Annotated in this window: 14 protein-coding genes; 8 read left to right on the top strand and 6 right to left on the bottom strand. The window is 66.4% G+C overall.

Annotation, left to right across the window (positions count from 1 at the left end):
- Window positions 1–208 precede the first annotated feature (208 nt).
- The 6 genes from ABZS43_RS05345 to ABZS43_RS05320 all read left to right on the top strand — a co-directional run bounded on the left by ABZS43_RS05345 (window position 209) and on the right by ABZS43_RS05320 (window position 5,845).
- Window positions 209–1,228 (top strand): hypothetical protein, encoded by a 1,020-nt coding sequence (locus tag ABZS43_RS05345; protein WP_355034567.1) that lies wholly within the window; start codon window positions 209–211, stop codon window positions 1,226–1,228.
- A complete protein-coding gene (locus ABZS43_RS05340) occupies window positions 1,213–2,028 on the top strand; it encodes a hypothetical protein (RefSeq protein WP_355034566.1) in 816 nt (271 codons plus the stop codon). The genes ABZS43_RS05345 and ABZS43_RS05340 overlap by 16 nt, the downstream gene beginning before the upstream one ends.
- 12 nt (window positions 2,029–2,040) lie before the next feature.
- Window positions 2,041–2,526 (top strand): hypothetical protein, encoded by a 486-nt coding sequence (locus ABZS43_RS05335; protein ID WP_355034565.1) that lies wholly within the window; start codon window positions 2,041–2,043, stop codon window positions 2,524–2,526.
- An 11-nt stretch (window positions 2,527–2,537) separates the two neighbouring features.
- A complete protein-coding gene (locus ABZS43_RS05330; RefSeq protein WP_355034564.1) occupies window positions 2,538–4,376 on the top strand; it encodes an asparagine synthase-related protein in 1,839 nt (612 codons plus the stop codon).
- Window positions 4,377–4,422: 46 nt separating this feature from the next.
- Entirely contained in the window at window positions 4,423–5,163 is a 741-nt protein-coding gene (locus tag ABZS43_RS05325; RefSeq protein ID WP_355034563.1) for a hypothetical protein, read from the top strand.
- Window positions 5,164–5,317: 154 nt separating this feature from the next.
- Window positions 5,318–5,845, top strand: a complete 528-nt coding sequence (locus ABZS43_RS05320) for a hypothetical protein (RefSeq protein ID WP_355034562.1) — start codon at window positions 5,318–5,320, stop codon at window positions 5,843–5,845.
- Window positions 5,846–5,958: 113 nt separating this feature from the next.
- Here ABZS43_RS05320 and hsaB read toward each other — a convergent pair whose 3' ends face one another.
- Genes hsaB through hsaA form a run of 4 tightly spaced genes read right to left on the bottom strand, consistent with a single transcriptional unit; the run spans window position 5,959 to window position 9,541 of the window.
- Window positions 5,959–6,567: a 3-hydroxy-9,10-secoandrosta-1,3,5(10)-triene-9,17-dione monooxygenase reductase subunit gene (hsaB, locus tag ABZS43_RS05315; protein WP_355034561.1), complete on the bottom strand. Its 609-nt coding sequence runs from the start codon at window positions 6,565–6,567 to the stop codon at window positions 5,959–5,961.
- Entirely contained in the window at window positions 6,564–7,469 is a 906-nt protein-coding gene (hsaC, locus tag ABZS43_RS05310) for an iron-dependent extradiol dioxygenase HsaC (RefSeq protein ID WP_355034560.1), read from the bottom strand. Before hsaC ends, hsaB begins: the two co-directional genes overlap by 4 nt.
- Window positions 7,469–8,365, bottom strand: coding sequence for a 4,5:9,10-diseco-3-hydroxy-5,9,17-trioxoandrosta-1(10),2-diene-4-oate hydrolase (gene hsaD, locus ABZS43_RS05305; RefSeq protein WP_355034559.1), 897 nt, complete (start codon window positions 8,363–8,365; stop codon window positions 7,469–7,471). Before hsaD ends, hsaC begins: the two co-directional genes overlap by 1 nt.
- Before the next feature lie 12 nt (window positions 8,366–8,377).
- A complete protein-coding gene (gene hsaA / locus ABZS43_RS05300) occupies window positions 8,378–9,541 on the bottom strand; it encodes a 3-hydroxy-9,10-secoandrosta-1,3,5(10)-triene-9,17-dione monooxygenase oxygenase subunit (RefSeq protein ID WP_355034558.1) in 1,164 nt (387 codons plus the stop codon).
- A 198-nt stretch (window positions 9,542–9,739) separates the two neighbouring features.
- On the opposite strand from hsaA, the gene ABZS43_RS05295 reads away from it, so the two are divergent.
- Both ABZS43_RS05295 and ABZS43_RS05290 read left to right on the top strand, forming a co-directional pair.
- On the top strand, window positions 9,740–10,954 hold the full coding sequence (locus ABZS43_RS05295) for a Rieske 2Fe-2S domain-containing protein (protein ID WP_355034557.1): 1,215 nt from the start codon (window positions 9,740–9,742) through the stop codon (window positions 10,952–10,954).
- Window positions 10,954–11,283, top strand: a complete 330-nt coding sequence (locus ABZS43_RS05290; protein ID WP_355034556.1) for a hypothetical protein — start codon at window positions 10,954–10,956, stop codon at window positions 11,281–11,283. Before ABZS43_RS05295 ends, ABZS43_RS05290 begins: the two co-directional genes overlap by 1 nt.
- Before the next feature lie 84 nt (window positions 11,284–11,367).
- On the opposite strand, the gene ABZS43_RS05285 is transcribed toward ABZS43_RS05290, so the two are convergent.
- Both ABZS43_RS05285 and ABZS43_RS05280 read right to left on the bottom strand, forming a co-directional pair.
- Entirely contained in the window at window positions 11,368–11,778 is a 411-nt protein-coding gene (locus ABZS43_RS05285) for a cupin domain-containing protein (protein ID WP_355034555.1), read from the bottom strand.
- 150 nt (window positions 11,779–11,928) lie between these two features.
- Window positions 11,929–12,681 (bottom strand): DUF427 domain-containing protein, encoded by a 753-nt coding sequence (locus ABZS43_RS05280; RefSeq protein WP_355034554.1) that lies wholly within the window; start codon window positions 12,679–12,681, stop codon window positions 11,929–11,931.
- Window positions 12,682–12,718 lie beyond the last annotated feature (37 nt).

Raw genomic sequence — 12,718 nt, 5'->3', positions numbered from 1 at the left:
GTCTCCGGCTCCCGAGACAGGAGTGCGGAAACATGGCTCTCTCCGGACGAGTGGGGTCGCGGGCGAACTGTCGAAGAATTGTCCGGGGTGTCATAGGCGGTTCGTGTGCAGCGGTCGCGGAATTCTCACGAATCCGGTATGCCGTACCTGTGAGGATCCAGTTTCGTCGGCGACCGGGTCGCTGTGCGTTCGGGAGGGTCGGTGACCGATGATCTGCCCGCACTGCAATGCGAATCTGCTGCGCAAGGAACGCGGTGATCGGCGCTGTTCGAAATGCCGACGGGTCTTCGCGCTGGAGCCGAAGGAAAGCGTGCTCGGCCTGCACGATATGCGGGTGCGCAAGCTGGCCGAACGACTCGGGGACGGGCGCAATCTTCGGTACACGCTGCCGCAACTCTGGTACGCGGCCTCGCGTAGACAGCTTCCCGACCTGCGTAAGAAGTTCATCAGACGGCGGTTGATGGTGTCGGTGCCGATCGCCGTCGCCACCTTCGTCCTGCTGCTGACCGCTCTGTTCCCCGGGATGCTCGTCCTCGGTCTCGGCATCACCGCGCTGGTGCTGGTCAATGTTCTGCTCACCGCTCTGCGTCCCCGGTATATGCGCACTGCTCCGGTGCGGATGCCGGTGTCCTACGACCGGTTCCACAAAGAGGTGGTCGGCCGCTGGCTCCAGGTCTACGGCGCGCCGCCGCTCGGGTCGGTGAACGAGCGGGCCGAATTGCCGCCCGCGCCGCGGTCGCCGCGGCTCGCGCTGTTGTGCCCGGATCACGGTGTGCTCGTGTGCCTTTCGGCGAACAATGTCGCCGAGACCTGGGGGATGGCGCTGGCGAGTCGAATCGATCGGCTACCGCCCGAGGTTCCGGTGCTGGTGCTGCACGATGCGAGCGTGCCGGGTATCGCCTTCGCCGCGCAGGCCCGTGCCGCGCTCGGCAAGCGAGCGGTGCCGGTCGGGCTGACGCCGCGCGCGCTCCTCGGCAAGGACAAGGCGTTGCGATTGCGCGACCCGGTCGACAGCAGCGTCGTCGATGTCGCGCGACTGCGCGCGGAGCCGCTGTCGAACGCCGAGATCGCCTGGCTGGCAGAAGGGTGGTGGTCGCCGCTCGCGGCGGTGCCGCCCGCCAAACTGCTCGCCGCGCTCACCCGCGCCGTCGAGCGCGTCGAAGAGGCAGCCGACCCCGACCGCAAGCGCGCCCGCGAGGTAGGTTTCCTGACGTGGCCGACCGGGTGAGAGCGCAGGTCCTGGGCCGGGCGCTACGGGTCGCCGCCGACCGGGCCGGTGCACCGAGCGGTGTGCGATTCACCGAACGTCAGCTCTACTACGAGCTCTGCCGGACCCTGCTGCCCGTACCGCGCGGAGTGCGGCGTCCCGCGTTCACCGTCCCCGCACCCGTGCGGTATCCGGATTTCCTTGCCGCGCTGGCCGATCACGGACCGGTACCGGGCCTGCTGACCCCCGAACCCGCCCGCAGGTCTCCCGCCGGTCGGCACACCCCCGAACCGGATCTGTTCGATTACGGCCTGCCGCGCCTGCTCGTCTGCGAATCCGACGGCATCGCACAGATGTTGCGCGCCAACGGTGTTCCGATGGAATCGGCCTGTCCGGTGCTGAGTGCGGCCGAACTGCCGCTGGATCCGCGGGTGGCGGGCATGCTCACTCTGGTGGAGCGGGCGACCATCTACCTGCTGCACGAGGCGAGTGCCGATGGACTCACCTTCCGCGATCGTCTGCCCGGACTCACCGACGTCCCCGCGGGAGTCCGGGTCGTCGCGCTGGGATTGCGCCCGCGCCAAGCGGGTTCGCTGCATCTGACCCATCTGTCCGGCCCGCCCACCGATCTCGAATCCGCGGTCGATCCGTGGGAACGCGCCTGGCTTCGGCGCGGCCGGTTCGTCGAAGTGGACGCGGTACGCCCGGCCTCCCTGTTGCGCACCGTGCACCGCCTCGTGCGCGAGGTACGTCCACGCGGCACGTCGACGCAGTGGGGCCGAGTCCGCGCATCCGGTTTCCTGACCTGGCCCACCGCATGAAAGGGGCTGCCCATGTCGGTGCGACGGCAGATCACCTACACCGATGAACTGCTCACCGACGGCACGGTGCATCGGCGCTATTCCGACGGACGTCAGGAGTGGCGTTCGCGCGGACCGGGGACGGTGGTGTCCTGGCGCGACGACAGCGGTGGTTCCGGTATCGACGAACCGCTGGGACGCAGCCTGGTGAAACGTGTGTACAGCGATGGAACCGTGCTGTACGGAAGGGAATCCGGATACGGCCGCACCCTCTGGGGCGACGGGCTGCTCACCGTCAACCGGTCCTCCTTCGGCGGCAGGCTCGGCGCGATCCTGGCCGCGGTCGCGGGCGGTGCGCTGCTCGGCGGTCTGATCATGCCGCCGCACAGCCTGTCGGCGGCCGAGGAGGACGAATTGCGCAGGCAGGCCGCGACGCAATCCTCCGGTTCCGATAGCGGGTCCGACGACTACGGCGGCTGGGATGACGACCCGGGCGACGACGGTGGCGATTTCGGCTGAGGGGGATGCGAATGTCGCGTTGGTGTGCCTTCCTCACCCCGGATGATCCGGCCGGTCGGATTCGCGCCGTCGGCGGCGATCCGGTGTCGGTCTCCGGGCGGTTCGCACTGGGTTTGCTCGATGATCCCGCCGGTACGCCGGGCGGTGATCGGCGAACTACCTCGGGCCGGTCCGCGCTGGGATTGTCCGACGACCCCGCCGATACGGGCGGTGACCGGCGAACGGACTCGGGGCGTGGCGCGCTGCGGGACGGCTTGGGTCCCTTCATCGCGGGCGGTGTGACCGCGGTCGGCGCGGTCACCCTCTTCAACGCCGCCGAACTGCGTGCCCGCCTCGGCACGCACGCCCCGCGCGAGGGGACCGACGCCGAACTACTTCTGCACAGCTACCTGCGATTCGGTGCCGACGGAATCGCCCGCGCGAACGGCATGTTCGCCCTTGCTATCAGCGACGGATCTGATCTCGTGCTGGTCCGCGATCACGTCGGAACCCGCACCCTGTTCTACGCGGGGACCGGCGATTCGTGGATGGCGTCGAATTCGATACGCGCCGTGCGGCATTGGCCGGAATTACGGACGGGACTGCATCTGCCCGCGGTGCAGTCCTTTCTCACCTTCGCCTATCTGCCCGGCCGCGAAACCCTGCTGCGCGACGTCTACGAGGTGTTACCCGGCCGCCTGCTGCGGTTGCGCGCGGATGGGACGACCAGCGAGGAAACCTATTGGGAGCCATGCGAGGCCATCGATGACCGGTCCGCCGCCGAACACGCCCTCGAACTGCGCGCCCTGCTGGAAGACGCGACCGCGCGACGACTCCCCATGGGAGAACCGGTCGGCGTACTACTGTCCGGCGGTATCGACAGCAGTCTGGTCACCGCACTCGCCGCCAAGGCCCACGACCAGACGGTCCGGTCCTACTCCATCGCCTTCACCGGGACCACGGCCAACGAACTCGCGTATTCGGGACTCGTCGCCGCGCACTGCCATACCGAGCACCGGGTGCTCACGGTCCCGGGCGAGATCGTCGCGGACCGGTTGGCCGAGACGGTGGCGCTATTGGACTGTCCCGTCGGGGATCCGCTGACGGTCCCCAATCTGCTGCTCGCCGAAGCCGCGGCGGCCGACGGTGCGCGGGTGGTGCTCAACGGCGAGGGCGGTGATCCGGTGTTCGGCGGCCCCAAGAATCTGCCGATGCTGATCTTCGAACTCACCCGCGACGATCCCGATCCCCGGGCAAGAGCGCTGGCCTATCTGGACAGTTACCGCAAATGCTACGGCGATCTTCCTGTGCTCCTGAGCCCCGACGCACTCACCGCGCTCAGCGACGCGGCGCCGCTCACCGATCTGCTCACGCCTTATCTCACACAGGGCGCGATGACGAGTCTGCTCAACCAGTTGCTGCATACGAATCTGCGCACCAAAGGCGCGCACCATATCCTCACCAAGGTCGAAAGGCTCACCGCCGCGAGTGGACTGGAGGGACGCGCACCGCTGTTCGATCGCGCCGTGATCGATCACGCCTTCCGTGTACCTCCGCGCTTCAAACTCGCGGGCACCGCCGAGAAATGGATTCTCAAAGAGGCGGTCCGCGATCTGCTGCCCGCGACCATCGTCGACCGCCCCAAGAGCGGGATGCGGGTGCCGGTGCAGCAGTGGCTGGCGGGTCCGCTGCGCGAGCTCGGCCATGATCTACTGCTCGGCCGCTCCGCACGGGCTCGCGGATTGTTCCAGGAGGACACCATTCGAGCCTGGCTGCGGGGGGACGGCGCGCTGCTGCCGCGTCAAGGCGGCAAGCTGTGGTTGGTGCTGTCGCTGGAACTGTGGTTGCGCGCCTTCGAGGTGGGCCCCTGAACCGGCGGCGACCGGCACGAGCACAGGCGGAGAGGAGTCACCACCCATGTCCGATCCTCGGATCAAGAACACCGCGGACGACGAGAACGAGATCCACGAGGTGGCCGACTTCGAAGACGCGGGCCGCAACGCGGTGACGCCCGTCGCGCGTTTCCCCGATGAGGTCGCGCTTGTCGTCGTGCGGACCTTCGCCGAGATCGTCAGGAAGGCCAAGGCGGTCAACGCGGCCACCACACCCGACGCCGACGGCATCGTCCGCGCGCAGACATTCGAGGAGGGCGATGTGTACATGATCGAGAAACCCTTCGACGGTTTCTTCGCCGACCGGTACCTGATGGATTTCTACGACGTCGGCGAGCGCGGAATCTGTTCGCGTATGCATCTGCACACGGGTTTGCGTTTCGTGCGGATGATGACCGGCCCCGACACCCATATCCGGGTGAGCAGCCTCTCGCCGTTCGAGGTGACGCACGTCGAAGGCGTGACACCGTTCCGGCCCGAGCAGTTCACCGACGATCTGCCCGATACCCCGCCGGGAGTGCGCCGCCTCCGATACAACCTGATCGTCCCGCCCTGTTCATTCGTGGATATGCAGATTCCACGCGGGGTGAGTCACCAGTTCAATGCCTTCGGCCCGCACGCGGTGATCGATTCGGTGCACCCGGAGGAATCGATCGAGGTATTCCGCGAGCAGATGTCCGGATTTCGCATGATGGCCCAGACCGTATTCCTCGCCGACGCGTCGCCCGCCGCCGCGACCTGTTCGGAGGTTTCCGTGCGCCCCTGATCGGGCCTGCCCGACAGGTGCCACGGCCCCTATACTGGCAGGGGCGTATCTGGTCGGGCGGTGCGAGAAATCTCCGCGTTCGGCGCTCGATGGATAACACCCGGTGGTCGCCGACGAGTCCGAGCGACCGACGCCCCTCTCGGAGGGAGACAGCATGACCGATCCGACCCATGTCAAAGCCTGCCTGACCTGCCGCGAATACGCCGATCCCGTGCTGGCGGCCTTCCTCGTCCCCGAACCGCTCGCCCACGGCCGCTGCATTCTGCACCTCCTGGAACAGACGCCGCTGCGCGCGGGCCTGACGATGCCGCGACCCGACCTGATGACCCTGATCCAGACCCAGGTGGATCCGCACAGTTCGGTTCGTGCCGAATTCCGGACCTTCCCCGCCCGCCTGCCCGAATACGAACGAGCCCGCGCGATCCTGCACGACCACCTCATCCACGATCCGGCCCCCGTCGGCCTCGACACCGCCGACGCCGACGATATGGCCCGCCTGTCCCTCCTGCCCGAACGCCCCATAGGCCCCCGCCGCGTGGACGATTTCCAGGACTACGCCGTGCGCCAAGCCATGCTCGCGATCTACCGCCACTTCGACATCGACGAGCGCATCCCCCTGCTCTACCACGGCTACGCCGACCCCACCACCGGCTGGTTCGCCCTCCGCGCCGCCTCCGCCTGACCCGCAGTCGATGCCGATCTCGTCGTGGAGGTCCGGCCGCGCATCGCCTGCTGAATCCGGGCAGACGCGGAACGGCCGCGCATCGGGTGCGCGGCCGTTCCGCGTGCGCGAAGTCAGAGCCAGGTGTCGAGGGTGGTCGTGGTGAGGAAGTGGTCCAGATCCGCGCGCCAAGGGGCCGGTGTGGTCTTATCCGGTTCGATGGCGGTGTACTGGCCCCGATAGAACAGCAGCGGCCTGCCGGAGTCGGTGGATTCCGACAGGGCATGCACGCGGCCGATCACGATGTAGTGATCGCCGCCGTCGATGACGCTGTCCACCGCGCACTGGATGGTCGCCAGCGCGTCGTCGAGCAGTGGAAGTTCCATTTCGGAAGTGCGCCAAGGGATTCCGGCGAATTTGTCGGGATCTCGGGAACCGAATCTGGCACACGTCGCCCGCTGCTCCTCGGCGAGGACATTGACGCAGAAGCGGCCCGCCTGTTCGATCGCCGCCCAGGACCTGGAGGTCTTGGTCGGGCAGAACAGGACAAGCGGCGGTTCCAGGGACAGCGCGGCGAACGACTGGCAGGCGAACCCGATGGGGGCCGCGTCGCTGTCGAACGTGGTGATCACGGTGATACCGGTGCAGAACTGCCCGAGCACATCGCGGAACTGACGCGGATCGATCACCGGACTCACCGTCTCGGCCGCGTCCGTCACGGATTCGCCGACCCCGTCCGTCATGTGGGTTTCATGCCGACCGTGAAATCGTGACCCCACAGGCTCACGGCGGTGGACTCCCTGGCGATCCACGACTCGTCCTCGACTTCGAGTCCCTCGCAACCGTATTCGACGTCGAAGCCGCCGGGCGTCTTCATGTAGAACGACAGCATCTTGTCGTTGACGTGGCGGCCCAGCGTCGCCGACATCGGTACCTTCTTGCGCAACGCGCGGTCCAGGGCGAGACCCACATCATCGGCGTTCTCCACCTCGAGCATGAGGTGCACGATCCCGCTCGGAGTCGGCAGCGGCAGGAAGGCCAGCGAATGATGGCGTGGGTTGCAGCCGAAGAAACGCAGCCAGGCGGGCTCGCCGTCGGCCGGGCGCCCGACCATCTGCGGTGGCATGCGCATCGAGTCGCGCAACCGGAAACCCAGGACGTCGCGGTAGAAGACCAGGGACGCGGCATCATCGGTGGTGCTGAGGACCACGTGGCCGAGGCCCTGTTCCTCGGTGACGAAACGGTGCCCGTACGGCGTGACCAGACGCCGCGCCTCCAGCGCGACGCCGTGGAATGCCTCGAGGGTATTGCCGGACGGATCCTCGAAACGGATCAGCCCGTCGACGCGCCGATCCAGCTTCTCCGCCGCGGTGCCCTCCTTGAAGGGCACGCCCGCGGCGTCGAGCCGGTCCCGGATATCCTGGAGTTCACCGGCATTCGCGGTCTCCCAGCCGGAGATCAGCAGGCGTTCCTTGTCGCCTGGCACGATGACGAGCCGGGCCGGGAATTCGTCCATCCGCAGGTACAGCGATTCCGGATCCGAGCCATTGCCCTCGACCATGCCGAGCACCTTGAGCCCGTATTCGCGCCACGCCGCCATATTCGCGGTCTCGATGCGCAGATACCCCAGTGATCGAATGCTCATCATCCCTCCTGTGCTGTGCGGGACACCCGTGAACCGGCCAGGAAGTCCGATGCCAGCCGGTTGAATTCGTCGAATTTCTCCAACTGCGCCCAATGCCCGCAGCCGCCGAAAACGTGCAGTTGCACCCGCGGCAGCATTTTGGTGGCCACGATGGCGCCGTCGATCGGGTTCACCCGGTCCTCGCGGCCCCAGATCAGCAGCACCGGCTGGCGCAGTTTGTACGCCTCGCGCCAGAGCATGCCTTGTTCGAAATCGGGTCCGGAGAAGGATTTACCCATCGCCCTCGTCGCGGCGAGCGATTCCGGCTGACTCGCCGAGGCGAAACGCTCGTCGATCAGTTCCTCGGTGATCAGCGACTGGTCGAAAACCATGATCCGCAGGAACGCTTCCAGATTCGCCCTGGTCGGTTCGTAATTGAACTTCGCCAGATTCTTCACGCCCTCGGTCGGGTCAGGCGCGAAGACGTTCACGCTGAGCCCGCCGGGACCCATCAGCACGAGTTTGCCCGCCCGATCGGGATAGTCGAGCGCGAACCGCACCGCCGCACCGCCGCCGAGCGAATTGCCGAGCAGGTGCACGCGTTCGGTGATCTGGAGGTGATCGAGCAGATCGTTCAGCGCCGACGCGCTGTGCGTGAAGTACTGCGGGTGATCGATCGGCTTGTCCGAGCGGCCGAACCCGGGCTGATCCACCGCGAGCACGTGGAAGTTATCGGCCAGCACCGGGATATTGCGGGAGAAGTTGGACCATGAGGAAGCGCCGGGTCCGCCGCCGTGCAACAGCACGATCGTCGGGCCGTTGCCGACGCCCGCTTCGTGGTAGTGCAGTCGGAGATCGGGACGCACCTGGGCGTAGCGGGAAGTCGATTCGTAGGTGAGTTCCACCGTCGAAGTCACGGCTCGGTCCTCCTAGACCATCGTGTCGGTGATCGGCAGGCCGAATTCGCCCGAGCCGAAGACCGTGTAGGCCCGTTCGGGATCGTTGGCGGCGTGCACCCGTCCGGCATGCGCGTCACGCCAGAATCGTTGCAGCGGTGTGTCGTTCGCCAGCGCCGTGGCACCGGAGCTCTCGAACAGCTTGTCGATCGATGCGATGGCGCGTCCGGTGGCGCGGACCTGATCGCGCCGGGCTCGCAGCCGCAGTTCGAACGGAACCTCTTCGCCCGCGACCAGATGCGCGTATTCCTCGGCCACATTGCCCGACAGTTGACGCCACGCTGCGTCGATATCGCTGGCGGCCTCCGCGATCCGCACCTTGGCGAACGGATCGTCCTTGGCCTTCTCCCCGGCATACGCGGCGCGGACGCGCTTGCCCTGGTGCTCCACGTGCGCGGCGTACGCGCCGTAGGCCATGCCGACGATGGGGGTGGAGATGGTGGTGGGGTGGATGGTGCCCCACGGCATCTTGTACACGGGGTCGGTGTTCTGTTCCAGGCCAGGGGACTGCAGTTCGCTCATCGCCCGGAAGCTGAGGAACCGGTGGCGCGGCACGAAAACGTTTTCCACCACAACGGTATTGGAGCCGGTGCCGCGCAGGCCGACCACATTCCACACGTCATCGATGCGGTAGTCGGAGCGGGGGATGAGGAAGCTGCCGAAATCGACGGGCCTGCCGTCCTTGATGACGGGCCCGCCGACGACAACCCAGTCCGCGTGGTCGGAGCCCGAGGACCAGGCCCACGCGCCGTTCACGGTGTAACCGCCGTCGGTCACGACGCCCGCGCCCATCGGCGCGTAGGACGACGAGATTCGGACCTCGGTGTCCTCGCCCCATACGTCCTGCTGCGCCTCCTGCGGGAACAGCGCCAGATGCCAGTTGTGCACGCCGATGATGCCCGCGACCCAACCGGTCGAGCCGCACGCGCTCGCGAGCTTGCGGACAGTGTCGTAGAAGATCACGGGATCGGCCGCGTAGCCGCCCCACTGTTTGGGCTGCAGCAGCCGGAAGAATCCGGTCTCCTGCAGTGCCTTCACGGTTTCGTCTGGGAGGCGCCGCAGGTCCTCTGCCTCCTGCGCCTTCTCGCGCAGCGTCGGCAACAGCGCTTCGACCCGTTCGGTCACTTCTTGCGTCATCTCGGGACCTGCTCCTGCCTGGTCGGATTGGTAACCGGTACTCATTTGCCTCTGAGACTAGAACACGTTCTTATTTATGTCGAGAACCCGTGTTCATCGGTGTGAGACGAAGGACATGTGCTGGAAGTCGGCAGAATCGCTGGCGTGGAACGCGACATTTTTGTAACGTGTTCTAGTACAGAAGGAGGAGGATTCGCGATGGCGGTTACCCCACAGGGGAGCGGTGCGAAGGTCAGGGACCTGGACGTCGGTTCCGTGCCGACCCGGTATGCGCGGGGATGGCATTGCATCGGCCTTGCCAAGACGTTCCGCGACGGCAAGCCGCACGCGGTGAACGTTTTCGGCACCAAGCTCGTCGTTTGGGCCGACAGCAACGACGAACTGCGCGTGCTCGACGCCTACTGCAGGCATATGGGCGGCGACCTGTCGATGGGTGAGGTCAAGGGCGACGACATCGCCTGCCCGTTCCACGACTGGCGCTGGTCGGGCACCAATGGCAAATGTTCGGAGATTCCGTACGCGCGCCGCGTACCCCCGCTTGCTCGCACCCGCAAGTGGACCACGCTGGAGCGCAACGGACAGTTGTTCGTCTGGCACGACCACGAGGGCGCTCAGCCGCCGCCCGAGGTCACCATCCCCCATATCGCCGGCCCCTACACCGACGCGCAGGGCAACGCCTCCGAGCAGCGCGACAGCGGGTGGACCGACTGGACCTGGAATTCGCTGCTGATCGAGGGCGCCAACTGCCGCGAGATCATCGACAACGTGGTCGACATGGCGCATTTCTTCTACATCCACTACGCCTTCCCGACCTACTTCAAGAATGTCTTCGAAGGTCATATCGCCACCCAGTTCCTGGAGACCAAGGGCCGTCCCGATATCGGCATGGCCTCCAAGTACAGCGGCGACACCCTGCTGAAATCGGAGGCGTCCTATTTCGGACCCTCCTACATGATCAACCCGCTGGTCAATATCTACAGCGGATACGAGGTCAAGAGCGTCCTGATCAACTGTCACTACCCGGTGACGCAGGATTCTTTCGTGCTGCAGTGGGGCATCACCCTGGAGAAGCCGCAGGGCGTGGATGCCGAGACCGCCGACAAGCTGGCCGCCAAGATGACCGATGGCATCAGCGTCGGCTTCCTCCAGGACGTCGAGATCTGGAAGCACAAGTCCAAGGTCGAGAATCCGCTGCTGTGCGAGGAGGACGGGCCCGTCTACCAGCTGCGCCGCTGGTACGACCAGTTCTACGTCGACCTCGCCGACGTCACCGACAAGATGACCCAGCGTTTCGAATTCGAAGTCGACACCACCAAGGCCAATGAGGCGTGGGAGGCCGAGGTCGCGGAGAACCTGCGGCGCAAGGCCGAAGACGACGCGGCGCAGGCAGCTCAGACGGAGGCGAGTGTCTGATGGCCGCGACCTGGGCCAAGGCACCCGACTTCGCCGATCAACCCGCTCGGCGAGCCGAAGTGCAGTCCCAGACCATCGCCGACAAACACCGCTACCTGGAAGAGGGGCTGACGCCGCTGCGTTGTCACGCCTGTCGCAGTCGGGTACTGGTGCGCAAGACGAGTTCGCATCAGACTTCGGTGCAGTGGACGGACAATCCGGCCGCCCACTGCCCCGTGTACGCCGAACTCGCGGCCAAGGGCAGTGCGCCCGGCCGTCCCGACCCCTGCCCGAGTCTGGAGAAGACCATCAAATGGGCGGTGGACGAAGGGGTTATCGAGGTGCCGTGAGGCAACCCGGCCCGAGCGGATATGCCGCGGATCGAGGCGGAGAATTCCGCCCGTTCGCGGTGTGAACGACCGCTCGGGCCGGATTCAGTCGAGCCGGAAATCCGCGAAGTCGAACCCCGGCGAAACAATACAGCTGACCAGCGCGTACTCCGCGCCCAACGGCCACGCGGCCTGACTGATTCCGCCGGGAACCACGGCCTGCGGCATCTGCCCGCGTTCGATATCGGGTCCGAGCACCACCTCGTCGCCGCCGATATCGAGTACCAGCGGTCCGCCCCGATGCCACAGCCACACCTCGTCGGAGGCGACCGTATGCGGGGCGGACCGTTCCCCCGGCATGAGCAGGAAGTAGATGCCGGTCGCGCTCGCCCGCGGCCCGGCGTATCCGGTCGGAATGAATCGCACTGGGCTACGCCAGGTTTCGCGAAACCAGCCACCCTCGGGATGGGGCTCCAGGTCCAGTGCCGCGGCCAAGCCGGGTCGGTTCTCGGTCATCATCGAACTATGCCCGACGCCCTCCCCGAATTCATCCACCTCCCCGCCGACTCCGTTCGCCATCGCGAATACGGGCTCGCGCCTGGCCGGTATCGCCGCACTGCGGACGAAACCCCGCTCGTCGCGGTATGACCGGCGGGCGTCATGCGGTCAGCTGAACGCCGTCCTCGGCCGTTCCTGGAGTTCGCCGTCCACGTAGATGTCGACCTTCTCGTTGTAGAAGCAGGCGAGTCCGGCGATCTTCTGGCTCTCCGGCAACGGGGTACGGTAGATCCAGACGTAATCGGCGTATTCGGTATCGCCGACACAGACGTTCCAATAGTCGGCGTTGCCCTTGTACGGGCAGCTGCTGTGAGTGCCGGAGGCGTACAGCAGATCCATGCGCACATCGGTCAGCGGCAGGTAATACCGTGCGGGAAGACCGGTTTCGAACAGGATGCGCGGAGAACGCGAATCGGCGACAGTGACGCCGTCGATCTCGACGCGGATATGGCGTGAGCTGGTGAGGATATCGACACGGGTATACGGGTCGCGGGGGTGGACGTAGACGGGTTCGTCCTCCTCGAACCATTCGTCCATCGCACCCCATTCGAGCCGCACCAGCGCGTCGAGTTCGGGAATCGGCGAATCGTGATAGCGCAGTGCGGCGTTCTCTGCGGTGATCCCCTCGATGACGACGTCGTATCCGGTGGCGTCACCGCGGCTGGGGGAGTGCTGGTTCGTTCCGTTCGGCTCCAGCTTCGCGCGCAGGTCCGCGGCGGGCAGATAGTAGGTCGGGTAGTGCGGGTTCTCCCAGACCAGCGTGGGCCGGGTGGTGTCGGCCACCACGTGCCCGCCGAGATAGACCCTGACCCGCTTCCGGCCGGTCTCCAGTGTGACTCGCCCACGTCGCGCATCGCCCATATCGCTCGACGGTACTCCGCGCCCCTGTCGTTCCCGG

Origin of the sequence: Nocardia sp. NPDC005366 (assembly GCF_040606855.1) — a bacterium.
In the GTDB taxonomy this organism is placed as follows: Bacteria; Actinomycetota; Actinomycetes; order Mycobacteriales; family Mycobacteriaceae; genus Nocardia.
Note: the sequence above shows the minus strand (reverse complement) of the source record. Positions and strands in the feature narration are given on the sequence as shown.

Excerpts from the sequence above, each read along its gene's own strand:
- ABZS43_RS05345 (WP_355034567.1), top strand. The coding sequence starts at position 209 with ATGATCTGCCCGCACTGCAATGCGAATCTGCTGCGCAAGGAACGCGGT.
- ABZS43_RS05335 (WP_355034565.1), top strand. The coding sequence starts at position 2,041 with ATGTCGGTGCGACGGCAGATCACCTACACCGATGAACTGCTCACCGAC.
- ABZS43_RS05330 (WP_355034564.1), top strand. The coding sequence starts at position 2,538 with ATGTCGCGTTGGTGTGCCTTCCTCACCCCGGATGATCCGGCCGGTCGG.
- ABZS43_RS05325 (WP_355034563.1), top strand. The coding sequence starts at position 4,423 with ATGTCCGATCCTCGGATCAAGAACACCGCGGACGACGAGAACGAGATC.
- ABZS43_RS05320 (WP_355034562.1), top strand. The coding sequence starts at position 5,318 with ATGACCGATCCGACCCATGTCAAAGCCTGCCTGACCTGCCGCGAATAC.
- hsaB (WP_355034561.1), bottom strand. The coding sequence starts at position 6,567 with ATGACGGACGGGGTCGGCGAATCCGTGACGGACGCGGCCGAGACGGTG.
- hsaC (WP_355034560.1), bottom strand. The coding sequence starts at position 7,469 with ATGAGCATTCGATCACTGGGGTATCTGCGCATCGAGACCGCGAATATG.
- hsaA (WP_355034558.1), bottom strand. The coding sequence starts at position 9,541 with ATGACGCAAGAAGTGACCGAACGGGTCGAAGCGCTGTTGCCGACGCTG.
- ABZS43_RS05295 (WP_355034557.1), top strand. The coding sequence starts at position 9,740 with ATGGCGGTTACCCCACAGGGGAGCGGTGCGAAGGTCAGGGACCTGGAC.
- ABZS43_RS05290 (WP_355034556.1), top strand. The coding sequence starts at position 10,954 with ATGGCCGCGACCTGGGCCAAGGCACCCGACTTCGCCGATCAACCCGCT.
- ABZS43_RS05285 (WP_355034555.1), bottom strand. The coding sequence starts at position 11,778 with ATGACCGAGAACCGACCCGGCTTGGCCGCGGCACTGGACCTGGAGCCC.
- ABZS43_RS05280 (WP_355034554.1), bottom strand. The coding sequence starts at position 12,681 with ATGGGCGATGCGCGACGTGGGCGAGTCACACTGGAGACCGGCCGGAAG.